Here is a 23,543-nt window from a genome sequence, read left to right on the forward strand (position 1 = left end):
CCGCAAACGGGCGCTGAGATCGGATGTCAGGCGCCCGCGGTGCCGATGGACCGGCGCAACCACTCCTCGACGCCGGCGATGTGCACGGTGGCCCACGCCCGGGCCACGTCCGGCTCGCGGGCGATCAGCGCCTGGTGGATCGCCTGGTGCTGCTCGATCGTGCGGGCGACGGCGTTCTCCTGGGTCAGCCCGCGCCAGACCCGGCTGCGCAGCGTCGGGGCGGAGAGGCTGTCGATCAGCGAGGCCAGGACCGGGTTGCCCGAGCCCAGCGCTATCCGCCGGTGGAACTCGAGGTCGGCGGCGAGCAGCTCGTTGAGGCCGTCGATGTCGCCGGAGGCGGACACGTCGCCGGTCACCGAGACCAGCGAGCCGAGCGACTCGATCTCCCGGTCGCTCATCATCCGGGCGGCCATCGCGGTGGCCGCCGGCTCCAGGATGCGGCGCACCTCGAGCACGTACAGCACGCTGTCGTCGCCGTGGAAATCGAGGACGAAGCCCACCGTGTCGAGCAGGGTCTCGGGCCGCAGGCTGGTCACGTACGTGCCGTCGCCCTGCCGCACGTCGAGCACCCGGATCAGCGACAACGCCCGCACCGCCTCGCGCAGCGAGCTGCGGGACAGGCCCAGCCGGTCGGCGAGGTCGGCCTCCTTGGGCAGACGGTCGCCCGGGCGCAGCTCGCCCGTGACGATCATGTCCTTGATGCGTTTGATCGCCTCGTCGGTCAGCGCCATGACGCCAAGGATAGAGGGCGGACGGCCCGGCCATACATCTGATGAATCATCGGACTTTCCGCCGCACCGAGGCCGGAACGGCATTGACAGCGGCCGAGACATCCTATTAATTTTCCTTCTAATTTCGGCAACGAAGGGTGCCGCCATGAGAAGGACGTTCGCGGTGCTCGGTGCGGCGGCGCTTGCCACGGCCGCCGCGCTCAGCGCCTGTACCGTTAAAGACGACTCCACCGGCTCGGCGTCGGGCAAGCAGATCACCTTCCTGACGTTCGAGACCCCCAACCTCACCCCGCAGTACTGGGATGCCGCGATCAAGCGGGTGACCGACCAGCACCCGGACATCTCGGTCAAGCGGCTGACCTCACCGACCCAGGATCGCACGGCGTACGCGAAGCAACTGCTCCAATCCGGCCAGTTCCCGGACGTGATGATCGCCGTGTCGCCGGCCGGCTTCGCGGAGGCCGGCGACCTCTACGCCTGGACCGACCAGGAGCTGGCGAGCTTCCAGTACCCGCACAACGGCGCGGTCAACGGCAAGGTCTACCAGCTGCCGGCCAACACCCAGACCATCCCGATCACGTACTACAACAAGGATCTGTTCACCAAGGCCGGGATCACCGCGCCCCCGGCCACGTACCAGCAGATGATGGACGACGCCGCGAAGCTCAAGGCGAAGAACATCACGCCGTTCGTGACCGGCGGCGTGCACGACTCGATCGGGCCGCTGGTGGCCGGGGTCTGGGGCACCGACGTCTACGCGAAGAACCCGGACTGGATGCACCAGCGCCGGGCCGGCACGGTCAAGTTCTGCGACCCCGACCCGAAGAAGGCGCTCGGCAAGATCGCCGACCTCGCGGCCAAGGGCTATCTCGACAAGGCCGGGGTCTCCCGCGACTACGCGGGCGCCCAGCAGGCCTTCCTGGACGGCAAGGGCGCGATGTACGCGATGGGCAACTGGCTGGCCGGCTCGCTCGACGGCGCCGACAAGCCGAAGTTCGCGGTCGGGCAGTTCAACTGGCCCGGCGACGCCGACAACCGCACCGTGCCGGCCTTCACCGGCGGCGGCCTGCTGGTCAACGCCAAGGCCAAGAACCTCGACGCGGCCCGTACGTTCGCCCTGGCGTTCCAGCTCGACAAGACCAACCTGGACAACTCGGCCGTCACCGACGGCCTGATCCCCGCGATCAAGGGCTACACCCCGCCCGCGACCGTGGGCCCGGCCTACAAGGCGGGCTACGACCTGTACGCCAAGGCGGCCCAGGACCAGACCGTCGTCCCGGCGTTCAACTTCGAGGCCGGCGACGACGCGCCCCTGCCCGGCATGGGCGCCAAGATCGACTCGTCGGTGGTCGACCTGATCACCGGCAAGAAGAACGCCGACGCCGTCTGCTCGTTCCTGGACAGCGAATGGGCGAAGGGCTGATCGGCACGGCGGTGGCCACCGGGCGGGCGCGCAGCTCGTCCCGGCGGCGCCGCCCGGCCTGGCCCCGGATCCGGCACTTCCTCGGGTTCGGCGGCCCCGGCCTCGCCGTCTACACCTGCTTCGTGCTCGCGCCGATCCTGATCAGCTTCGGCTACAGCCTGACCAACTACAACCCGTTCAACCCGCCCACCAAGTACGTCGGCCTGCACAACTACCGGATGCTGCTGACCGACCCGACGTTCCTGACCTCGCTCAAGGTCACCACGATCCTCACCGTGATCGTGGTGGTCACGCCGAACGTGCTGGGACTGGCCATCGCCGTCCTGCTCGACCGGCGCGGGTGGCTCTACAACGCGCTGCGCAGCGTCTTCTTCCTGCCGATGGTGCTCAGCTCGGTGGTGGTCAGCGTCATCTGGACCAGGCTGCTCGACAACGACGGCCCGATCAACCAGGCGCTGCGGGCGCTGGGCGTCGCCCATCCGCCGGGCTGGCTGTCCGATCCGGACTACGCGTTGTACTCGCTCGGCGCGATCCTGTCCTGGCAGATGCTCGGTTTCTGCGTGGTCGTCTGGCTGGCCGGCCTGCAGGGCGTACCGACCGAGCAGTTGGAGGCGGCCGAGATGGACGGCGCCGGGCCGGCCCGCCGGTTCTGGCACGTCTCCTGGCCGCTGCTCGCCCCGGCGCTGACCATCAACACGGTGGTTCTGATGATCTCGGCCTTCAAGATATTCGACCACGTGCAGGTCATCACCCGCGGCGGGCCCGGCGAGGGCACCACCGCCACGATCGCCTTCGTCGTACTACGCACGGCGTTCGAGGAGAACCGCGGCGGCATCGCCTCCGCCCAGGCGGTCATCATGCTGACGATCATCGCGACCGCCTCCGCGGTCGCCCTGCGGCTGCTGCGCCGGCGGGAGGTGGAGCTGTGAGGCGGCACGGCAGCCCGGTCCGGGCGCTGATGGCGACCTTCGTCGCCGCGATCTTCTTCCTTCCGCTGTACGTGGCGCTGGCCAACGTCTTCAAGCGCGGCGACCTGATCACCAAGGAGCCGGCGGCGTTCCCCTGGCCGCCCACCCTGCACAACATCATCGCGGTGCTGACCCGGCCGGACCGGCTGTACTGGGTGAGCCTCACCAACAGCGTGGTGGTCACCGGCCTGTCGATCGTGGTGCTGACCGTGCTGTCGGCGATGCTCGGCCACTACCTGGCCCGCTCCCACGGCCGGTGGGTGCAGATCGTCACCCTGCTGCTGCTCTGCGGCCTGATGATCCCGGCGCAGGCGATCCTCATGCCGGTGGTCCGGGTGCTGCAGGCGACCGGGTTGATGACCACGTTGCAGGGGCTGATCCTGTTCAACGTCGGCTACTACATCCCGTTCGGGGTGTTCGTGTTCACCGGGTTCATCCGCTCGGTGCCGGTGGAGCTCGAGGAGTCGGCCGCGATGGACGGCGCCAACCGGTTCCAGATCTTCTGGCGGATCGTCTTCCCGCTGCTGCGGCCGGCGACCGCGAGCGTGCTGATCTTCCTCGGGGTGTGGATCTGGAACGACTTCCTCGATCCGCTGGTCATCCTCGGCCCGGGCCAGGGCACCACGGTGACGACCGGCATCTACCGGTCCATCGGCCAGTACCAGGCCGACTTCGGCAGTGTGTTCGCCCTGATGTTCCTCGCCACGCTGCCCGTCCTGATCTTCTTCCTGCTGCTGCAGAAGCAGTTCGTCAAGGGACTCACGGGCGGCGCGTCGAAGGGCTGACCGGAGACTTGAGGAGAGCGGCGACGGCGGCGCGGCCGCACGGCGGTCATACCGGCGCTGCCGGGAGGGTCAGCCCTCCGTGCGGTCCAGCTGCTCCAGGATGCGGCCGGAGATGCGGCCCAGGGTGGCGAGATCCTCCGGGCCGAGGGCGTCGATCACCAGATTGCGGATCGTACGCACGTGGTGCGGCGCCGCGGTCCGGATGGCGTCGTGCCCGGCCGGGGTGAGGCAGACGTACGCGGCGCGCCCGTCCTCGGAGCACTCCTCGCGGCAGACCAGGCCACGTTTGATCATGCGGGCGATCTGGTGGGAGAGGCGGCTCTGCTCCCAGTCGATGGCCTTGGCGAGATCCTGGAACCGCAGCTTGCTCTCCGGCACGTCGGTGAGGGCGACCAGGATCTCGAAATCGGCGCCGGACAGCTTGGCGTGCGCCTGCAGGTCGCGGATGACCGTGGCGGTGAGTCGCTGGTGCATGCGGATGAAGCTCCGCCAGGCCCGCTGCTCGTCGGAGGTCAGCCAGTGTGGTGTCTGCTCGCTCATACAGTCTCAGCGTACGGGGGCCGTCACAGCCGCTCGCCGGTGGTGGCTTGGAAGGCGTGGTGCGCGCCGACCCGCGGCCGCAGGTGGACGATCTCGCCGAGCCGGGGCGCCCGGCGGGACTCGGCGCGTACCACGAAGCGCTCGTCGTGGCCCTCGAGGGCAACGGTCCCGTAGACGTACGCGTCGGACCCGAGCTCCTCGATCAGGTCGACCCGGACCGGCATGCCGCCATCCGCCTCGCCGACGATCTCGGTGTCCTCGGGCCGGAAGCCGATCTGGACGTGCTCCGTTCCGTCGGCCCGGGCGGCGGCGACCTGTTCGCGGGTCAGCGGCACCAGCATGCCGGCGAACTGGCCGCCCTCGTCGGTCAGCGGCACGGTCTTGATGTTCCTGGCGGGCGAGCCGATGAAGCCGGCGACGAAGACGTTGACCGGCTCGTCGTACAGCTTCCGGGGAGTGTCGACCTGCTGGAGGACGCCGCCGTCCAGGACCGCCACGCGGTGGCCCATGCGTGTCGCCTTGTCGTAGCTCACCGTCGCCATGATCGTGGCCCCTTCGGTCCGGACATCAAACCTGTATGACACATCATATGTCCGGTATGCCGAGGGGGTGACGGAGCAACGGTGTTCTGTCGATCACGTGGTCAGGTGCCGATGAAGCCGTCCATGATCGCCTACGTTTCGAAGGCGCCGAGGTCGGGTGCGCGGCCGTGGTACGGCAGGCCGACATCGGTGCCCTTGTCGATCAGGCTGCTGCCGGTCGCGAGATGCAGCGAGGGCAGCACGGGCAGGCTTCCGTCGGCCGGCCGGGGCGCGTCCCAGCCGGTGGTCGACACGCTCTGGAACTGCGAGTCGGACATCGTCACGCCCAGGTTCCACGAGTTGGACGAGGCATTCGTCCCGCCGATGTTCGACGTGAGGGTTCCGCCGTACGCGATGTTGTTGCGCAGGTTGCCGATCCCAATGGCGGTGCCGTCCGAACCGACGCCCAGCATGTTGTAGTCGGGGTGGTTCTGGTAGCTGGTGTTGTCGAAGTAGTCGTTGGCCAGCGGGTGGTGGTTGGCGTAGAAACCGGCCGCCCGGTTGTTGAACGCCACCGAGAACCGGATGGTGTGCTTGGCGCCGTTCGAGACGTAGCCGCCGCCGTACCCGCCCATTTTGAAGCCGTTCCCGTTGCCGGCGGCCGTGTTCGTCCCCGGAACGTAGCCGTTGTGCCACGTCCACGAGTTCTCGATGAGCACCGATGAGAAGGCGTTGATCAGGTCGAAGCCGTCGTCCGAGTTGTTCCAGGCTCGATCGCCCCGGAACACGTTCCCCGGGTGACCGGCCGCGATGTGCGCGCCGAAGCCGTCGGCGCTCTCGCCGGCCCCGTTCGAGGTGAGCGGATCGTAGTTGTCGTGCGAGTCGGAGTTCAGCACCAGGTTGCCGCCGCCGTTCTGGATGAACAGGCCGGGCCCCATGTTGTGGTGGGCGTTGAGCTGTTCGAACGTGTTGTCGCTGCCGGTCACCCAGATACCCCACGACTCGTGGTTCAGGTTGTTGTTCTGCCGTACGCCGGTGACCTCCAACCCCTTCAGGTGCAGGTGGCTCCCGGTCACGTCGAACCCCTTGATCCGGCAGTTGACCCCGGTCATTCCGGAGAAGTCGAACACCGGCCGCTCGCCCGGGTAGGCCCAGTAGCGGATCGGGTTGCCGGAGCTGCCGCTCTTGTTGAGCGTGATCGCGTCGACCTGCGCGGTCTGGCTGGCGCAACTCTTGGTGGCGCGGGTGAAGGCATAGCTGCCGCCGCGGACGTACACGGTGTCGCCGGCCTGCGCGACGGACTGCGCATGGGCGATCGAAGCCCAGGGCGCGGCCAACGTCCCGGCCGCGCCGTCGTTGCCGTTCGGCGCGACGTAATAGACCCCTCCGGCGGCCGCGTCGCTCGTGCCGGCGGTGACGGCCACGGTCGCGGCGGTGCTCGCGAGCACCGCCGCGATCAGCAGGGCCCGGGTGCTGCGCTTCATCGTCGACTCCACTCTCACCGCAGGTAATCCGTCAGGGGCAGGGTCCGCTCGCGGATGCCCTGGACGACCAGGCCGGCGATCCGCCCGGCGCCGTACTCCGAGAAATGCGTGTCGTCCTTGACGCCGTCCACCGCCGCGCGCAGGTAGAGCTGCGCGGAGGCGGTCGGGCCCAGGGATTCGACCAGCGCCTGGCTCTTGGCGGTCAGGTCGATCACCGGCACCTTCAGCGACGACCCCACGCCGCGCATCTCGGCCGGCAGGTCGACACCGACGCCGTTGACGTGCAGCGCGGTGGGGGTCAGCCTGCCGCCGCTGAACAGGTGCCGCACCGGCGGCGTGACCAGCACCGGGATGCCGCCCTTGGCCCGCACCTGGTTGACCATCGAAGTGAGGTTGCTCCGGTAGGCGGCCGCCGTGGTGGTCTTGTCGTTGTGCCCGAACTGGATGAAGACGAGGTCGTTGTTCCTGACCAGGGCGATCATCGTGGGGAACAGCGCCCTGGTGTTCAGGAAGCTGCCCGAGCTCTCCCCGGAGTCGGCGTAGTTGGCGATGACGGCGCCGGCCGCCACGTGGGTCGGCAAAATCTGACCCCAGCCGGTGTACGGGGCGGCCGGCTGGTCGCACACCGTGGAGTCGCCGGCCAGGTAGACGACCAGCGGCTTGCTCGCCGGCTGGACCGTGAGGCCGGACAGTTGCGGAGCCGATCCGGCGAACATCACGTCCAGGCCCGGGGTCCCGGTCCCGCCCTGGCCGGTCGGCTGGCCCTCCGGCTGCCGGACGTTGACGGTGAAGACGTACGGCGTGATCGTGCCGGCCGTGGTCGAGGTCGCCGGCAGGATCCGGCGGCGCGCCTCGACCGACATCGACGTGTTGCCGGCCGAGGCGCGGTCGCCGATCCAGGCCGTCACGGTGTAGTTGCCGGGGGAGACCGCGAAGTGGCAGGTGATGGGCGAGGTGCCGGTGCACTGCGACGGCCGGCCCGGCGGCGAGGGGGCCGGGGCGGCGACGGTCGTGGCCGCACCGGCCGCGGCGGCGGTCACGGCCAGCGCCGTACCGATCAGGGCGGCACCCGCGCCGAGTACCGCGATCGACCTGGTGCGCAGCTCCGGCATCGTAGCTCCTCGATTCCGCCGACGGCTGGTTGAAAGGCCCGAGGAAGGCGGTTTCCCGTGGGGCATCGACGGCCATAATTCCATGGGAGCGCTCCCGAGTAAACCCGGAAGCTGGCCGCGCGCTAAGCCCCTGCTCAGAAGCGTTTCCCGTAACTCCGGCAGACTTTCAGCGCGCTGGCGAGCCATCCAGCCGTGGGTTACGGGAAGGACCTCTGGCGACGGGATGAAGCCGCTGACGCCGTACTCCAGCGTGAGGCCCGCGAGGTCCTCGGCCCACTGCTCGGGCGGCCCGTCGAGGAAGGCCCGGCCGGTCGTGGCGAACCGGCCGCCGACGTTGAGGAGCCGGCGGATCTGACCCGGCGTGCGGCCGGCGGCCACGGCGGCGTCGTCGAGGTGTTTGTTGAGCTCGGTGAGGTCGGCGGGCCCGCCGGGCAGGTAGCCCAGCGACGGCAGCCAGCCGTCCGCCGCGCGGCCGATCAGGCGCAGCATCCGAGGCTTGTACGCACCGACCCAGATGCCCACGTCGTGCGCCGGAGCGGGGCCGCGCTTGGCGCCGTGCACCCGGTAGTGCCGGCCGTCGACCCGCACCGGGCCGGCCCGGTCGGCGGCCCAGAGCTCGCGGATGACGGTGATCGCCTCGTCGAGCGCCTCGACCGACTGACCCGGGGTCAGCCGGCGCCCGCCCATCGCCTCGATGGCGTCCCAGAAGCCGCCCGCCCCGATGCCGAGCTCGAACCGGCCGCCGCTGAGCAGGTCGAGGCTGGCGGCGGCGCGGGCGAGCACGGCCGGCTGCCGCAGCGGCAGGTTGAGCACGTTGCCGCTGAGCCGGATCCGGCTGGTCCGGGCGGCCGCGTACGACAGCAACGTCCACGTGTCGAGGAACCGCGACTGGTACGGGTGGTCCTGGAAGGTCACCAGGTCGAGCCCGGCCCGATCGGCGGCCACCGCGAGGTCGACCGCGTGCGTGGCGGGCTGGTTGGTGGGCGTGACGAACGTACCGAAGAGCAGGTCGTGGCCGTAGTCGCTCATGATGCCTCCGCACCCTCGTACGGGCGGATGTTGAAGTTGTCCTGGAAGACGTTGCCGGGGTCGTAGCGGGTCTTGAGCTCGCGCAGCCTTCGTAGCGTGCGCGGCGGGAACGCGTCGGCGATCCGCTCGGGCCGCAGGTCGGTCTCGAAGCTCAGGTAGAGGCCGTCGAAGTGCTCGGCCATCTCGTCCCACAGCCGGTCGAGGCGACGGCGGTCGGCGCCCATCGCGATCACCGAGAAGCCGGCGTCCCGATGCGCGTACGCGGTGGCGTCCGGGTCCACGTCGGCGATCGCGCCGCCGACCGTGCGCAGTTGGAAGAAGCTCACGACGCCGCTGCGCAGCAGGCGTTCCGCCGCCGCCGCGAACGCCGGGGTGACCTCGCGGACGAACGCCGACCGGGTGACCGGCTCGCCGTGGCCGTGGTGCTCGGCGTCGCCGGCGAGACCCATCACCGCGGCGTACGGCACGATGACCACCTGCTGATCGGTCAGCTGCCCGATCCCGGCGAACGGCTGGAGCTGGGCGATCACCGTGTCCGGATCGGCGGCGTCGACCACCCCGTACACCTGGGCGAAGGCCGGCCGGCCGGGCCGCGGCGGGCCCATCACCAGGAAGGCCGTCGTGTCGCGCGGGGCGCTCTGGGCCGTCTCGCCGAACCGGCGCAGGAAATCGGCGACATCGTCGGCGGCGTACCCCAGCTGGGCCCAGCCGACCTCGCCGACCTCGTCCACCTCGAACTCGAACGAGGTGACGACGCCGAAGTTGGCGCCGGCGCCGCGCACGGCCCAGAAGAGATCCGGGTGGTGCTGCTCGTCGGCGCGGACGACCGTGCCGTCGGCCAGCACCATCTCGACCGCGCGCAGGTGGTCGATGGTCAGGCCGTGCTTGCGGCCGAGCAGGCCGATGCCGCCCGCGGTGGCCAGGCCGCCCACCCCGACGCCGCCGTAGTCGCCGGAGCTGAGCGCCCAGCCGTGCGGCTCCAGGGCCGCGGCAACCTTCTTCCACCGCGCGCCGGGACCCACCCGCACCCGGCGGGTGGTCTCGTCGAGCACCTCGACGCCGTCGAGCGCGCCCAGGTCGATGACGATGCCGCCGTCGTTGGTGGATCGCCCGCTGATGCCGTGGCCGCCGCTGCGTACGCCCATCGGCAGGCCGGGGTGGCGGCGGGCGTACGCGAGCGCGTCGGCGACCTCGGCCGCGCTCCGGGGGCGCAGCACGATGCCGGGCCGGCCGCCGCGCATGTAGTTGGAGCGGACCCCGGGGTACTCGATGTCGCCCGGCTCGACCGCCGTGCCCGCGAGCGACCGGGGCACGCTGTCGTAGTCGATGCCGTCGCGCCGCTCGGCGCGTACCGCCGAGCCGCGAATCGGCCCCGTCGGCAGGGGCGCCGGCAGCTCGCGGTCGACCGCCTCGCGCAGCGCCGGGGCCACCTCGCGGGCGAATCGCTCCAGCGTGGCGTCGTCGTCGACGGCGAGGATGAAGGTGCCGACGCCCTCCTCGACCACGAGCGGGAGCAGGTCGTCGACCCAGCGCGCGGGTGGCCCGTCGAGGAAGCCCGCCGGCCGGTCGGCGAACCGGCCGGAGATGGTGACCAGCCGCCGGATCTCCGCCGGATCGCGGCCGGCCTCGGCGGCCGCCTCGTCGATGATTTTGTGGCCGGCGCGGAACTCGCCCGGCGCCAGGCCGGAAAGGGTGGCCAGCCACCCGTCCGCCCGGCGGCCGATCAGCCGCAGCATGCGCCGGTCGCGGGCGCCCAGCCAGATCGGGATGTGGTGGCGCGGCCGGGGCCCCCGCTCGGCCCCGGCCAGCCGGTAGTGCTCACCCGCGTACCGCAACGGTCCTGGTCTGCCGGTGTCGAGCAGACCCCGGACGATGTCGACGGCCTCGGCGACCGCGCCGGGTGGGAGCCCGCCGGCTCCGAGCGCCAGGTCGAGCCGGCCCCCGCTGAGCAGGTCGAGGCTGGCGGCAGCGCGGGCGAGGACGGCCGGGTCGCGCAGTGGCAGGTCGAGCACGTCGGCGGCGAGGTGGATGCGCTCGGTCCGGGCGGCGGCCCAGGACAGCACGGTCCAGGTGTCGAGCGACCCCGGCCGGCCGGGGAAGGTCACCAGGTCGTAGCCGAGCTCCTCGCTGCGCCGGGCGAGGTCGGCCGCGCCGCTGCCGGCGGGCGTGACGAGCGTCCCGAAGTCGAGCGGATGACCGTAGTTCATCGAGAGCTCCTCCGCGCGGATATGCGTTGTGTGGCAGATCGTATGTCTCACAGACGATATCGGCAACCACGCTTTCGCCGGTATGATGATGGTCATGACGACGGCACGGCATGCCTACAACGGCGACCTCGGGTGGCATCTGGGCGTGCTGGGCGGCGCATATCAGGCTTCCGTCGTGGGCGTGCTCGGCGACTTCCCGCGCGGCCCGCGCGGCTACCAGACGCTGGCGGCCGTGGTGCACGACGACCGGTCCAGCCAGCTCGCGCTCGCCACCCACCTGGGCATCGACCGCACGGTGATGACGTACCTGATCGACGACCTGGTCCAGGCCGGCTTCGTGGAGCGGCAGCTCAATCCGGCGGACCGCCGCCAGCGCCGGATCGTGGCCACCGCCCGGGGCGTCGCCGCCTACACCGAGCTCGAGCGGCGGGTGCGCGCGGCGGAGGACGCGCTGCTCGGGTCCCTCGACGAGGGCGAGCGCCGGGCGCTCCGGCTGCTGCTGCGCCGCGTCGCCTGCGACCTGCGCGACATCGAGCCCGCCATCGACCCCTGCGCCGCGGCCGAGCGGGCGGCCGGCCCGGCCTGAGCCGGCCGTCCCCTGCCGAGCCCAAACATGTTTGGTGTATTGACAGCGCCAGGCTCGGGGCAGAGCGTGTTTCCTCAACAGTCATTCAAGCATTTCGATGTGATGACGGAGGGAGCACCCCATGACCACCAGTCCATCCACCGGGCCTGTGGGTATTCGGCGCCGCGCCCTGCTCACCGGAACGGCCGCCGGGGCCGGCGCTCTCGTCCTGGGCGTCGGCGCTTTCGCTCCGGCCGCGCAGGCCGCGACGTTCGTGAAGGGCGCGGACGTCAGTTGGCTGCCGCAGATGGAGGCCAAGGGTTACTACTGGAACAACAGTTCCGGGGTGAAGCAGGACGTGTTCACCATCCTCAAGGGCTACGGGATCACCGCGATCAGCCTGCGCACCTGGGTCAACCCGTCGAGTGATCCGGCGAACGGGCATTGCAGCATCGAGGAGACCGCGGCGATGGCGGTGCGGGCGAAGAACGCCGGCATGCAGGTGCTGATCGGCTTCCATTTCGGCGACACCTGGAACTCCGTCGGCGTGCAGAACCCGCCGGCCGCCTGGGCGAGCATGACCTACAGCCAGATGCTGCAGGCGATGTACGACTACGTCTACCACTCCTGCAACGTGATCAAGTATTACGGCGTGACGCCGGCCTGGGTGAAGATCGGCAACGAGTCCAATTCCGGAATCTGCCACCCGGTCGGCAGCATCAGCAAGCCGGCCCAGATGACCGGCCTGCTCAACGCCGCCTACGACATGTCCAAGCAGGTCTTCCCGAGCACGCCGGTGCTGGTGCACCTGGCCCAGCCGCAGAATCTGGCCGGCGTCCAGAACTTCCTGAACGCGTACCAGAACAACGGCGGGAAATGGGACATCACCGGGCTTTCCTCGTACGCCCAGGGAAGCAACGTCACCGGGGTGCTGGCGAACATGAAGACCATCCAATCCTCGTACGGCAGGCCGGTTCTGCAGGTGGAATACGGCGGGCCGGTGGGCAAGCCGACCCAGGTGCGCGACTCGCTCACGGCGTTCGTCGGCGGGATCAAAGGATTCGGCGGCCTGGGCACGTTCTACTGGGAGCCGGAGGGCTATCCCTCGTTCAACAACTACAACAGTTCGGCGTGGGACGAGAGCAGCCACCGCCCGACCGCGGCCCTGGACGGTTTCCTGTGATCCGCCGCGTCCTCGTGGTCGCCATGGCCCTCGCCGTCGCGGCGACAACCATCAACACCATTCCCGCGTACGCCGCGGCCACGTACTATGTGGCCCCCGGCGGAAGCGACAGCGCGGCCGGGACCCAGTCGGCGCCGTGGGCTTCCGTTGCCCACGCCCAGTCGGTCGCCTCGGCCGGCGACACGGTCTACCTCCGGGGCGGCACGTACCATCGCGCCGCCGGCAGCAACGGCTATCTCTTCGCCGACGGCCTCGCCCTGGTCAAGACATCCTGACGACGACGGCCCGCCTTCGGGCGGGCCGCCGTGGCAGGCTTGGCCGGTTGGAAGATGAGGCAAATCAATCGCTGACCGACTTCCTCCGCACCACCTACGCGGCCGCGGCCGACCTGGGCGGCGGGCAACGCGGTCCGCTCGAGGTAAGCGTCGCCCGCTGACCACGGAGAGATCGGGTACTCCGTCAGGGGGATGGCCGGGCCGGTCGGGGTGCGCGAGACTGCGTGCAGTCAACTGCACACCGAGCGTGTTCCGAGGGTCATCATTGTGGTCAGACGCGCCGCGCATCCGGCTCGTGGAAACCTCCTCGCCGACCTGAGCAGCTTTGTGGGTCGTCGTCGCGAGCTGGCCGACGTCAAGCGGCTGATCTCGGAGTACCGGCTGGTCACCGTCTGCGGGATCGGCGGGGTGGGCAAGACGCGGCTGGCCCAGCGGGTGGCGGCGCAGGTGGCCCGGGCGTACGCGGACGGCGTCTGGATCGTCGATCTGGCCGAGCTGGGCGAACGGGACTGGGCGTCCGCGCCGGGCACATCGGACGGCGACCGGCTGGCCACCGTGGTGGCCGGGGCGCTGGGCCTGCGGGAACACAGCGCCCGGGCGCCGCTGGCGGCACTGCGCGACCACCTCCAGGAGCGGTCGCTGCTGCTGGTCATGGACAACTGTGAACACCTGCTGCCGGCGTGCGCCGAGTTGATCCGTACGCTGCTGGGCTCCTGCCCCGGGCTGCGGGTGATCGCGACCAGCCGGGAACTCCTGGGACTCATCGGCGAGGCGGCCTTCTCGCTGCCGCCGCTGCCGGTCCCGGACCCGGCGGAGCTGCCGTCGTTGACCGAGGCGACCACGTACGAAGCGGTGGCCTTGTTCACCGAGCGGGCCCACGCGGTGTTGGCCGGTTTCCGCCTGACCCCGGAGAACTACGGCGCGGTCGTCGACATCTGCCATCGGCTGGACGGCCTGCCGCTGGCGATCGAGCTGGCCGCGGCGCGGCTGCGGCTGCTGACCCCGCAGCAGATCGCCACCCGGCTGGGCGACCGTTTCGCCCTGCTCAGCGGGGGCAACCGCCTCGCGCCCGAGCGCCAGCAGACGCTGCGGGGCTGCCTCGACTGGAGTTACGAGCTGTGCTGGAAGCCGGAGCAGCGGCTGTGGGCGCAGCTGTCGGTCTTCGCCGGCAACTTCGCGATGGACGCGATCGAGGGGATCTGCGCCGGTGCGGATCTGGTCGCCGAGGACCTGCTGAGCCTGACCGCGGCGCTCATCGACAAGTCGATCCTGAGCCGGGACGACCGCGACGTCGTCGTACGCTATCGCCTGCTGGAATCCATCCGGGCGTACGGCCGGGAGAAACTGCACGACAACGGCGACGAGGCCGCGCTCCTCCGGCGGCACCGCGACTGGTATGCGGAGCTGGTCGAGCGCTCGAACCGGGAGTGGATCGGCAACCGGCAGGCCTACTGGCTGCGCCGGCTCAACCAGGAACACGCCAACCTGCGGACGGCGCTGGACTACTGCCTCGGCGTGGCCGGCGAGCCGGAGCGGGCCCTGCACATCCTGGTCCGCCTGCCCGCGCTCTACTGGTGGGGGAGGGGACGGTTCGACGAGGGCCGCGGCTGGCTCGACCGGGCGCTCGGCCGGGCGGCCGAACCGTCCGCCGAACGCGCCCGCGCCCTGCTGCTCGCGAGCCGGCTGGCGTTCGGCCAAGGCGACATCGAGGCCTCCGGACGGCTGCTGGCGGAGGGCGAGGAGATCGGGCGGCAGCTGGACGACTCCCTGGCGCGCTCCTCCGCGACCTTTATCCGGGGCACGACCGCGCTGTTCGAGAACGACCTGGCCACCGCGGTGCGCCTGCTGGAAACGGCGTTGGAAGGGCTGGACGGCGCCGGGCCGGCCACGCTGGACCAGCGGCTGCACCTGCTGTTCACCCTCGTGGCCGCGGCCGGGCTGAACGGGGACCACGACCTGGCGGCCAGCTGCTACAAGCAGGTGCTGGCCGAGACCGAGCCGCGCGGCGAGGACTTTCACCGCTCCAACGCGATGTGGGCGTTCGGCCTGGCGGCCTGGCGGCAGGGCGACCTGCACACGGCCGCCGCCCACGAGGAGGCCGGTCTCCGGCTGAAACGGGCCAGCGGGCTGGAGGACCCGCTCGGCGCCGCCCTCTGCCTGGAGGTGCTCACCTGGGTGGAGACCGGCCGGCAGCCGCAGCGGGCCGCCGTCCTGCTGGGCGCGGTCGACGCGCAGTGGAGCCGGCACGGCACGTCGATCGACTCGTACCGGCACCTGGTCGGGCACCGGCGGGCCTGCGAGCGGCGGACCCGGCGCGCTCTCGACGAGCCGTCCTTCGCCGACGCGTACCGGCGGGGGCGGGGATTCACGTACGACGAATCGATCGCCTTCGCCCTGCGGGAACGTCGGCCGACGCCCGAGGCGGACACGGTGAGCCAGACCCCGCTGACGCCGCGCGAGCATCAGGTCGCCGTGCTGGTCGCCCAGGGTCTGAGCAACGCCGACATCGCCCGCCACCTGGTCATCTCGCAGCGCACCGCGGAGAGCCACGTCGCAAACATCCTGACCAAGCGCGGCTTCACGTCCCGCGCGCAGATCGCGGCCTGGATCGGGACACCCGGGTCGCCCGGTTGAGTGACTCCCCTCCTGCCCCGCCGGTCGCGCAACCATTCTGGGCCCATGGCAGATGCTGCGAGTACGACCGAACCCAGATCCCGTCGTGCGATCGTCACCACGGGCATCGGCACGGTGATCGAGGGGTACGACATCCTCCTCTACGGCTATCTGGCCGGCATCCTGGCCGAGCAGTTCTTCCCGGCCGCCGACCCGACCGTCGGCCTGCTCAACACGTTCGCGATCTTCGCGGTGGGCTTCGTCGCCCGGCCGCTCGGCGGCCTGGCCTTCGGGCACATCGGCGACCGGTTCGGACGCCGTACGGCCCTGCTGTCCTCGATCTTCCTGATGGCCGTCTCGACCCTGCTGATCGGGCTGCTCCCGACCTACCACACGGTCGGGGCGGCGGCGCCCGCGTTGCTGCTCGCCTGCCGGGTGCTGCAGGGCCTCTCGATCGGCGGTGAGTACGTGGGCGCCAACATCATGGTCCTCGAACACGCGGGTCGCGGCCGGTCCGGGCGGTCGGTGTCGACCAACCAGGTGGCCAGCTACCTGGGCGCCGCCGCGGCCGCGACGATCAGCCTGCTGGTGACCACCGTCCTGACCCCCGCACAGCTGGCCGCCTGGGGCTGGCGGCTGCCGTTCCTGGCGGCCGTGCCGCTCGGCCTGATCGTGCTGTACCTGCGCGTCCGCATGCCGGAGAGCCCGATGTCGGCCGTGGCCCGCCGGTCGGGGCCGGCCGTGCCGCTCGTCGTGGCGGTGCGCACCGCCAAGCGCGGGATGCTGGTCTACGCCGGCTGGCTGAGCATGGTCACGGTGGGCGGCTTCTTCCTGTTCAGCTACATGCCCACCTACCTGCACCGGGTGGTGAACCTCAGCCCCGGCGCGGCGTACGGCGCGAATCTCGCCGGGCTCGTCGCGCTGATGACCGGCGCGATCGCCGGCGGCTACCTGGTCGACCGGCTCGGGCCGCGCGGCGTCGGGATCGCCTGCGCCGCGGGCGTCGCGGTCACCGTGGGGCCGAGTTTCGTTCTCATGCAGCAGGGCACGGTGGTCGCCGCGCTGCTCGGGCAACTGCTCTGGGCCGCGTGCATCGGGGCGTCCGCCACGGTGAGCGGGCTGCTCAGTATCATCGAGTTCCCGGCGCCGATCCGGTACACGGCGACCGCGCTCGCGTACAACGTTACGGTTGCGCTGCTGGGCGGCACGGCTCCGTACGTGTCGACCTGGCTCATCGCCCGCACCCGTTCGCCGCTCGCGCCGGCCGCGTACCTGGTGGTGATGGCGCTGGTGGCGCTGACCACGGCCGTCGTGGGGATGCGGTCGCGGCGCCGGGCGCCGGCCGGCCTTCCGTACGCTACCGAGGGGCGCACCGCCTAGGTACATCTCAGTACCCATTTCCGTACTGTCACGGTGTTCCCCCGGACGGACCCGGAGAAGAGTTGGGGCTACCGAGACGGAGGTAGCCAGCCATGTTCACCGAGTTCGACGGAGCGTCCGACCGGGCACGAGGAGCCGACCTGGCGAGGGCGGCCGAGGCGCTGCTGGCCGAGGCACGACTGGACACGATCGACGAGGCCCATGCCGTGCAACTCGCGACGGCGAGCGCGCTCCTCGCGCTCTACTGGGAAATGCGCAACCAGCGACCGTACGACATCGCGCCGGACGCACCAGAGCGCCCCCGAGTGGGGCGCCGCCGGCAGTTCGCCAGCGACCCGGGCGCCTGACCGCCCCCAGATACCGTCCCGGGCCGGCTTGGCGCCCCACGCGCCGGCCCGGGACCTTCTGGCATCTTTCGGGGATATGTCGATCGCCGCGCGCTGAAAACATCGGCTCTCACAGATCTTTCTATCTGGGGAGCAGCCAATGAGATACCCCAAATCGGGGTGGGTTCTCGGCGTAGCGACGGTCAGCGCGTTCCTCGCGTTCGGCGTGGCGTCGTGGGACGCGAACGCGGCGCCGTCGCCGAAACCGACGGCGGCCGTGGAGCAGCCGACCGTGTCCCACCCCGACCCGGGGCCGGCCCCGTCGGCGGGGATCGGCCAGGACGCGCTGACCGGCAACGAGCTGGCCAGGGCGCGGACGCTGGCGGAGACCGCCACGCTGAAGGCGGGCGGCAAGGACGTGACCGGGGCGGCCGGCGTGGAATACCTCTCGGCCGGCATCGCCGAGGACGGCGCGGGCCGCACGGCCGAGCTGTACTACTACGACTATCACGGCAACCGGCTGGTCAAGCAGGTCGTCGATCTCGCCGGCGGTAAGCTCGCCGGCTCGTACGCCGCGACCGGCATGCAGCTGCCGCCGTCCGAGCGTGAGGTGCGGACCGCGCTCGGCCTGCTCCTGGCGAACCCGCTCGCGGCCGAGCTGAAGAACGCGTACGCCAAGGCCACCGGTCAGGCCTACACGGGTCAGGAGCTGACCCCGACCGCGCACATCTACCACGCGCTCCCGGCGGACACCGGCGCGTCCCAGTGCGGCAGGAACCGCTGCCTGCGGCTCATCGTGCAGACCCAGGACGGGCACATCCTCGACCTCGACAAGATCATCGTCGACCTCTCCGGGCGTACGGTCGCCCGCCTCACCTGATGGGAACCGGAATGTCCTACCGCAAGGCCGCCGCTGCCGTGGCCGTCGTCCTGAGCGTTCCGTCGCTGGTGGCCGGGCTGTCACCAGCGGCGGCGCAGGCGGCCCCGCCCGTGTCGTGCCTCTCCTCGGCCATCGTCAAGGAGACGCTGCCCAACGGCACGACGTGGGAGATGTGCTGGCACATGGACGGCCGGGCCGGGCTGGTGCTGGACAAGGTCTACTTCTCGGCCAAGCGGTCGCCCACCCCGACCCAGGTGCTCGCGTCGATCCGGCTGGGGCAGCTCAACGTCCCGTACGACTCGGGCGAGACGGAGTTCAACGACCTGACCGACTACGGCTTCGGCGACGGCAACCTGCAGACCCTGACCGGCGACGACTGCAAGGGCGGCTCGGTGCGTACGGGCTCGGACGGCGGTCCCGAGGGCACCCGCCGTGCGGTCCTCTGCGTCAGCGCGGAACCGGCCGGGCTCGCGTACCGGCTCAACGACGGCGACCCGGACACCCCCAAGGTCTACTCGAAGCAGGGGTACGACCTGGTGCTCCGGTCGATCAGCAAGGTCGGCTGGTACGAGTATGTCTCCGAGTACCGCTTCGGCGACAGCGGCGAGATCACGGCCCGGCTCGGCGCCACCGGCGACCTGTCGCCCGGCGACTACGTGAAGGCCGACGACGGCTGGCCGATCGGCAAGGGCGCCAAGGACTACGCCGCGATGCACTACCACAACGCCTTCTGGCGGGTGGACTTCAACATCGGCGGCGCCGGCAACGAGAAGGTCGAGCAGTACGACACCAAGGTCAACGGCCGCGGCACGATGGGCGCCAAGCTCACCACCACCAAGACGGCCATCGCCAAGGAGGGCACCTTCACCACGGCGAACCGCCGCTGGTGGCGGCTGGTCAGCTCGACCAGCAAGAACGCCGACGGCCACCTGCGCTCGTACCAGCTGGTGACCGGGGCCAACGACGTCTACGAGGCGCACCCGGAGACGACCCCCGACGTGACCTTCACCCAGGCGAACCCCTGCGAGAAGTTCGCGACCGGCAACGCCGACCCGCAGTGCCCGGCGGCGAAGACCATCCTCGACTTCGCGAAGAACAAGGAGACGATGACCGACCCGATCATGTGGGTCCGGGTCGGCTTCCACCACGTCCCGCGCGACGAGGACCAGAGCCCGATGCCGCTGCACTGGCAGGGCTTCGACCTCCTGCCGCGCGACTTCACCGCGATCAACCCGGCCGCACCCGACGGCCGCGAGAACGTCGACGGCCAGCCCACGTTCTAGTTTCCCGCCCGGCCCGGCCCGCACGGGCCGGGCCCTTTCTCCGGAGAAAAAGCCTTGGCCGTACGCCGCTACCTGGCCGTCGCCCTCGTCCTGCTGGTCACCGCGGCGGCCGTGGTGGCTCTCACCCGGGACCACCAGGCTCCGCACTCGCCGCGCTTGGCCGCTCAAACCGAGGTGACCGTGCCCAGCGCCGCCGACGCCGACTACGCGCAGATGATGATCGCCCACCACGCCCAGGCCGTGCGGATGAGCGAGGACCTCCTGGGCCGCCCCGGCGTCCCCGACCGGATCGCCGACATCGCCCGCTTCATCGCCGCCGAGCAGCAGCGCGAGATCGGCCAGCTCAACGCCTGGCTGACGGCCTGGCACCGGACCGCCGACCAGACGCACGAACACGGCATGCTGACCCCGGCCGACCTGACCCGGCTGCGCCAGGCGCCGACCGCCCAGGCCGTACCCCTCTACCTCCGCCTGATGATCAAGCACCACGAGGGCGCCATCACCATGTCCCGGTCCCTGCTCGACGGCGGCGACCAGCGGAACGTCTTCATCCACAGCGTCGCCAAGCACGTCATCAACGAGCAGACCGCCGAGAACGACGCCATGAGGGCCCTTCTCTGACGCCGGCAACGCTTTGCGGGGTCGCTGGGACCAGGAACCGGTGTGCAGACCGGAGACGCCCCTGAGCCGGCACGGCCGATGACAGTACGCGCCATTGTCGTGCGGGCCGCCGTTGTCGTGCTGGTCGGACGAGCACCTCGAGCGACCGGCCGCGCCCCGCGTTCCCTCATCCGACGGTTTCGGCGAGGCGGCGGGCCAGGGTGAGACCGGTGAGCACCGGATTGACCGAGCCGACCGTGGGAAAGGCGGCCTGGTCCCCGACGTAGACGTTGGCCAGGTGATGCAACCGCCCCGAGGGCGTGCTGACCGAGGAGTCCGGGTCGTCGCCCATCCACATCGTGCCCGCCTCGTGGTAGGTCGTGCCCAGCCCCCAATGCCAAGCCGGGAACGGGCGCGCCGGCGGGAAGGGCGTGGTCTGCCAGCCACCGTCGTAGAGGTATTGGATGTTCCCGGGAGCGCCCGCCATCCGCTGGGCCAGGTCGACCGCGGTCGCGTCCATCTGTACCCAGGTCGCCTGGTCGGCGGCGCCGGCGACCAGGTTCACGTAGGCGCGCGCCGCGCCGTACTCGTCGAACTCGTACGGGCTCAGGTCGAGCCAGCTGTCCGGGCCGCCGGCCATCGCGCCGATGCCGCGCAGGGTGACGGTGATCCAGTCCGGGTCGTCGTTGGCGAGCTGCGGCCGCAGCAGATCGAGGTCGGGAATCATCTGGTAGAGCAGCGCGTCCGACCCGGCGCGGCTGGTCGACGCGGTCAGCTGCAGATGGAACCGGCCGGTTGGCGCTTCTCCGCGCACCAGCAGAGCCGCCGTCTGCACGTGCCCGGGAACCGGGGCGAAGGCGGACCGCCGGATACGTACGGTGAAATCGCTCCGGACGTGGCTCGCAGGTTGCGCCCCATGAGCGGGCTGGGGAACGACAGCAGAGCGAGCCGGGTGCTCTCGATCGTGCTGGCCGCGAGCACCACGTCGGCGCCCGGCGACAGCGGTAGGTATCTCCTGGTCCCGTCGACGACGGCCTCGACGGTGTGCGCGACTCCGCCGGCAGCGTGGATTCGCACGACGTGGGCCCGTGGCACGAGGAAGAGCCGGCGCGCGGCGTCGGAGCCCCCGGACTGCCGGACGTCGTCGCGGATGCCCTCGATCAGCAGCGGGAGGCTGCTGAACTTGTCGAAACTGAACAGCCCGGACACGGGGGCGGCGCCCTGCACGGCGATGGGCGCCGGCTGGATGGGGCCGCCCGCCAGGTTCTGGTCGAGACCGGCGACGGCGGCCGCCACCGCGGTCGTCCGGTCGCCCACGGCCTGGAGCAGGTCCCCCGAGATGAAGTCGGTCGCGGGAACGACCCCGGTCTCGCTCTCCACGTCCAGGTAATGGTCGGTCAGATAGCCGGACGCCTCGGCAGGCCACTCGGCGAGGTCGCCGGGTGTCAGCCGGGGACACCACCCACCCCAGTACAGCGACTTGCCGCCGCAGCAGTACGCAAGGCCGGGAAAGTCGGTGTTGCCCCGCCACGGCAGGCCCCACACGAGCTCGCGTGCGGTGCCCGGATCGGCGGCCGGCGGCAGGGGCGCGGGGATGCCGAGGCCGACGTCGCCCAGATTCTGCACATGCTCGGAGACCAGGAACGGGCCGGCTTCCAGCACCAGCACCCGGGCGGACGGCCGCAGCCGGAACAGCTTGGCGGCGAGATAGCCGCCGTACGCACCCGACCCGACAATCACCGCGGTGAACGGCGGCCCGCCGTTGCCGGTCGCCTCGTCCCAGGTGTTGCACACGTTCCGGCCGAGCGCGTCCAGGGACAACGTGGTGGACTGGACGAGCGCATCTGCGCCGGACGGCGCCAGAGTCCGCAGCGACATGGGCCCTCACCTCCGACAGCGGCACCATCCATGCTGCGACGGCCGGAGCCCGCGGCGTGGGTCAACGACGAAATTCCGACACCGGCGCCGGCAGCTCACCGTTGCGAGGGATGCCGCGAACCGTGTAGGGCAGGCCGGTAGCGGGACAGGGCCGCGGGGAAGGGCGCCTTCAGCGCGCGCGGCGATAGTGCATGGCCACTGCGCCGTTGCGGAGTGGCCGCGCCGAGAGCAGTTCTAGCCGGCGCGTGGCGGGCAGCCCGCCCTGGTACAGCGTCGGGCCGTGGCCGGCGATCATGGGGTGGACGAGCAGTTTGTACTCGTCGATCAGGTCCAGGCGGTCGAGCTCGGTCGCCAGCTTGCCGCTGCCGAGCAGGACCCCGGCCGGGGTCGAGTCCTTGAGCTTCTGCACGCCCTCGCTCAGGTCACCGGTGAGGTGGTGGCTGTTGGTCCACGGGAAGTCCGTGCGCGTCGACGACACCACGTACTTGGGTTTGGCCTCCAGAGCGACCGCCCACTCGCGGATGGCCGGCGGCGCCTGCTCGTCGCCGCGGGCGACGGCCGGCCAGTAGCTCTCCATCATCTCGTAGGTGACGCGGCCCCACAGCATTGCCCCGCCCTCGTGCAGGAGCCGGGTGTAGTAGGCGTGCGTCTCGTCGTCGGCGATCCCCTCCTGGTGGTCGACGCAACCGTCCAGCGTGACGTTGAGGCTGAAGGTGAGGACTCCCATGGCTGGCGACTCTAACGCCCACCACGGCGTCGCGCGCCCGCCCGGCAGGACGTTGGTCAGTCGGCGAGCTGGGCGGCGTCGCTCCCGGCCGGCCGCTGCAGGTCGCAGTACGGGAAGACCTGGGTGCGGGTGTCGTCGGGGACCGGCAGCAGGCTGGTGGGGGTGGTCGTGTGGGTGCCGGGGGCGCAGCCGTCGTCGGAGCCCTGCAGCGTGCCGCCGATGATGGTGCCGGCGTGGTTGCGTACGACCGTTGCCACGCCTCGCCAGGCCAGGGGGCGGCAGGTCGTCGTGGCGGTGGTGTAGGTGATCTTCAGGTAGCCGAGGTAGTGCTCGTCGGGGTGGCCGGTGGTGACCACGGTGGTGGTGACCGGCGCGAGGGCGCTCCCGGCCTCGTCGCGGGTCAGCCAGGTGGTGTCGCCGAGCCGTAGGTCGACGGCGGTCGCGGCCCCAGGCCGTCCCACATCAGGTTGACGATCTGGATCGCGGTGTTGCCGGTCTTGTTGTCCTTGATGCTGTCCGGCGGTTTCGCGGCGGTGACCGAGGCGGCGGCTATCTTGATGGTCCAGGCGTGTTCCATCAGCTGGTCGTAGCTCATGGTGTCACTTCGCCGGGTCCGCGTGGGGGACACCGTTCTGCAGGTTCATGCCGTCGAACGACGCCTTGACCGTGCCGTCGGTGTGCACGTAGTGATCGATGGCGAGGTTGAGGGCGTGCGCCGTGTCGTCCAGGTTGGTCCCGGTGTCGCCGATGAACTTCGTCGTCGTGGCCCACAGCTCGTCCCAGGCGGCGAAGATCGAGCTGGTGCCGCCGCCGAACGCGCCGGCCCGGGCCATCAGCCCGCTGACCGGCCGGCCCGCCGAGGCGACGTGGCCGGACGCGTCGTGAAAGACGTTCGCCACCGTCGGTAGATCGTCGTTGGCCACCGTGGACAGCCAATACAGGTCGACGCCGAGCTCGGCGCCCTGGTCGGGCATCGCCGCTCACTCCCCGCATTCAGGTACGTCGCAGTGTAGTGGCCGGGTTCGAGCTTGAC

The 23,543-nt window shown here is 70.8% G+C and carries 24 protein-coding genes; 12 read left to right on the forward strand and 12 right to left on the reverse strand.

The features are described from left to right. Positions 1 to 26: 26 nt before the first annotated feature. Positions 27 to 731 (reverse strand): FadR/GntR family transcriptional regulator, encoded by a 705-nt coding sequence (locus IH26_RS0102515; RefSeq protein WP_030434447.1) that lies wholly within the window; start codon positions 729 to 731, stop codon positions 27 to 29. A 145-nt stretch (positions 732 to 876) separates the two neighbouring features. Here IH26_RS0102515 and IH26_RS0102520 point away from each other — a divergent pair, with 145 nt between their 5' ends. From IH26_RS0102520 to IH26_RS0102530, 3 genes are read left to right on the forward strand one after another with little or no spacing between them, the layout of a single operon-like run. Then, positions 877 to 2,154, forward strand: a complete 1,278-nt coding sequence (locus IH26_RS0102520) for an ABC transporter substrate-binding protein (RefSeq protein ID WP_030434448.1) — start codon at positions 877 to 879, stop codon at positions 2,152 to 2,154. Then, entirely contained in the window at positions 2,139 to 3,083 is a 945-nt protein-coding gene (locus IH26_RS0102525; protein WP_051807306.1) for a carbohydrate ABC transporter permease, read from the forward strand. Before IH26_RS0102520 ends, IH26_RS0102525 begins: the two co-directional genes overlap by 16 nt. Continuing rightward, positions 3,080 to 3,907, forward strand: coding sequence for a carbohydrate ABC transporter permease (locus tag IH26_RS0102530; protein WP_245664882.1), 828 nt, complete (start codon positions 3,080 to 3,082; stop codon positions 3,905 to 3,907). Before IH26_RS0102525 ends, IH26_RS0102530 begins: the two co-directional genes overlap by 4 nt. Positions 3,908 to 3,976: 69 nt before the next feature. Here the strand turns inward: IH26_RS0102530 and IH26_RS0102535 are convergent, their stop codons facing one another. From IH26_RS0102535 to IH26_RS0102560, 5 genes are all read right to left on the reverse strand, one after another. Beyond that, positions 3,977 to 4,447 carry a MarR family winged helix-turn-helix transcriptional regulator gene (locus tag IH26_RS0102535; protein WP_030434451.1) on the reverse strand — a complete coding sequence of 157 codons (471 nt, stop codon included), beginning with the start codon at positions 4,445 to 4,447 and terminating at the stop codon, positions 3,977 to 3,979. 23 nt (positions 4,448 to 4,470) lie between these two features. Next, positions 4,471 to 4,989, reverse strand: a complete 519-nt coding sequence (locus IH26_RS0102540; RefSeq protein ID WP_084598572.1) for a TOBE domain-containing protein — start codon at positions 4,987 to 4,989, stop codon at positions 4,471 to 4,473. Positions 4,990 to 5,120: 131 nt separating this feature from the next. Next, positions 5,121 to 6,452, reverse strand: coding sequence for a right-handed parallel beta-helix repeat-containing protein (locus IH26_RS0102545; protein WP_030434453.1), 1,332 nt, complete (start codon positions 6,450 to 6,452; stop codon positions 5,121 to 5,123). Positions 6,453 to 6,466: 14 nt separating this feature from the next. Next, positions 6,467 to 8,593 (reverse strand): LLM class flavin-dependent oxidoreductase, encoded by a 2,127-nt coding sequence (locus IH26_RS61955; protein WP_211268552.1) that lies wholly within the window; start codon positions 8,591 to 8,593, stop codon positions 6,467 to 6,469. Continuing rightward, the gene (locus tag IH26_RS0102560; RefSeq protein WP_030434454.1) at positions 8,590 to 10,800 is read right to left on the reverse strand and encodes an LLM class flavin-dependent oxidoreductase; all 2,211 of its coding nucleotides are present in this window, start codon (positions 10,798 to 10,800) and stop codon (positions 8,590 to 8,592) included. Before IH26_RS0102560 ends, IH26_RS61955 begins: the two co-directional genes overlap by 4 nt. A gap of 94 nt (positions 10,801 to 10,894) precedes the next feature. Between IH26_RS0102560 and IH26_RS0102565 the strand changes: the two genes are divergently transcribed. The 9 genes from IH26_RS0102565 (at position 10,895) to IH26_RS0102605 (ending at position 19,926) form a co-directional block, all read left to right on the forward strand. Continuing rightward, a complete protein-coding gene (locus IH26_RS0102565) occupies positions 10,895 to 11,386 on the forward strand; it encodes a MarR family winged helix-turn-helix transcriptional regulator (RefSeq protein ID WP_030434455.1) in 492 nt (163 codons plus the stop codon). Between the two features lie 121 nt (positions 11,387 to 11,507). Beyond that, complete coding sequence (locus IH26_RS0102570) at positions 11,508 to 12,548, forward strand: glycosyl hydrolase 53 family protein (protein ID WP_030434456.1); 1,041 nt, start codon at positions 11,508 to 11,510, stop codon at positions 12,546 to 12,548. Next, complete coding sequence (locus tag IH26_RS0102575) at positions 12,545 to 12,823, forward strand: right-handed parallel beta-helix repeat-containing protein (RefSeq protein ID WP_030434457.1); 279 nt, start codon at positions 12,545 to 12,547, stop codon at positions 12,821 to 12,823. The genes IH26_RS0102570 and IH26_RS0102575 overlap by 4 nt, the downstream gene beginning before the upstream one ends. A gap of 267 nt (positions 12,824 to 13,090) precedes the next feature. After that, positions 13,091 to 15,457 (forward strand): ATP-binding protein, encoded by a 2,367-nt coding sequence (locus IH26_RS0102580; RefSeq protein WP_063763636.1) that lies wholly within the window; start codon positions 13,091 to 13,093, stop codon positions 15,455 to 15,457. Positions 15,458 to 15,502: 45 nt separating this feature from the next. Next, positions 15,503 to 16,816, forward strand: coding sequence for an MFS transporter (locus IH26_RS0102585; RefSeq protein WP_030434459.1), 1,314 nt, complete (start codon positions 15,503 to 15,505; stop codon positions 16,814 to 16,816). A 92-nt stretch (positions 16,817 to 16,908) separates the two neighbouring features. Continuing rightward, complete coding sequence (locus IH26_RS0102590; RefSeq protein WP_030434460.1) at positions 16,909 to 17,163, forward strand: hypothetical protein; 255 nt, start codon at positions 16,909 to 16,911, stop codon at positions 17,161 to 17,163. A gap of 139 nt (positions 17,164 to 17,302) precedes the next feature. Then, complete coding sequence (locus IH26_RS0102595) at positions 17,303 to 18,022, forward strand: hypothetical protein (RefSeq protein ID WP_030434461.1); 720 nt, start codon at positions 17,303 to 17,305, stop codon at positions 18,020 to 18,022. Between the two features lie 11 nt (positions 18,023 to 18,033). Beyond that, positions 18,034 to 19,305, forward strand: a complete 1,272-nt coding sequence (locus IH26_RS0102600) for a copper amine oxidase (protein ID WP_034213386.1) — start codon at positions 18,034 to 18,036, stop codon at positions 19,303 to 19,305. A gap of 54 nt (positions 19,306 to 19,359) precedes the next feature. Next, positions 19,360 to 19,926 (forward strand): DUF305 domain-containing protein, encoded by a 567-nt coding sequence (locus IH26_RS0102605; protein ID WP_051807312.1) that lies wholly within the window; start codon positions 19,360 to 19,362, stop codon positions 19,924 to 19,926. Positions 19,927 to 20,092: 166 nt separating this feature from the next. Here IH26_RS0102605 and IH26_RS61960 read toward each other — a convergent pair whose 3' ends face one another. From IH26_RS61960 to IH26_RS0102630, 6 genes are all read right to left on the reverse strand, one after another. Further along, on the reverse strand, positions 20,093 to 20,719 hold the full coding sequence (locus tag IH26_RS61960) for a GMC oxidoreductase (RefSeq protein WP_211268553.1): 627 nt from the start codon (positions 20,717 to 20,719) through the stop codon (positions 20,093 to 20,095). Further along, positions 20,677 to 21,783 (reverse strand): GMC family oxidoreductase, encoded by a 1,107-nt coding sequence (locus tag IH26_RS52990; RefSeq protein WP_211268554.1) that lies wholly within the window; start codon positions 21,781 to 21,783, stop codon positions 20,677 to 20,679. Before IH26_RS52990 ends, IH26_RS61960 begins: the two co-directional genes overlap by 43 nt. A gap of 169 nt (positions 21,784 to 21,952) precedes the next feature. Beyond that, the gene (locus IH26_RS0102615) at positions 21,953 to 22,510 is read right to left on the reverse strand and encodes a dihydrofolate reductase family protein (RefSeq protein WP_030434464.1); all 558 of its coding nucleotides are present in this window, start codon (positions 22,508 to 22,510) and stop codon (positions 21,953 to 21,955) included. A 56-nt stretch (positions 22,511 to 22,566) separates the two neighbouring features. Further along, the gene (locus IH26_RS0102620; RefSeq protein WP_030434465.1) at positions 22,567 to 22,971 is read right to left on the reverse strand and encodes a hypothetical protein; all 405 of its coding nucleotides are present in this window, start codon (positions 22,969 to 22,971) and stop codon (positions 22,567 to 22,569) included. Continuing rightward, a complete protein-coding gene (locus IH26_RS0102625) occupies positions 22,911 to 23,105 on the reverse strand; it encodes a hypothetical protein (protein WP_030434466.1) in 195 nt (64 codons plus the stop codon). Before IH26_RS0102625 ends, IH26_RS0102620 begins: the two co-directional genes overlap by 61 nt. 4 nt (positions 23,106 to 23,109) lie before the next feature. Further along, positions 23,110 to 23,484, reverse strand: coding sequence for a hypothetical protein (locus tag IH26_RS0102630; protein WP_051807314.1), 375 nt, complete (start codon positions 23,482 to 23,484; stop codon positions 23,110 to 23,112). Between the last annotated feature and the right edge of the window lie 59 nt (positions 23,485 to 23,543).

This window comes from Actinoplanes subtropicus (assembly GCF_000721705.1).
GTDB classification, from domain to species: Bacteria; Actinomycetota; Actinomycetes; order Mycobacteriales; family Micromonosporaceae; genus Actinoplanes; species Actinoplanes subtropicus.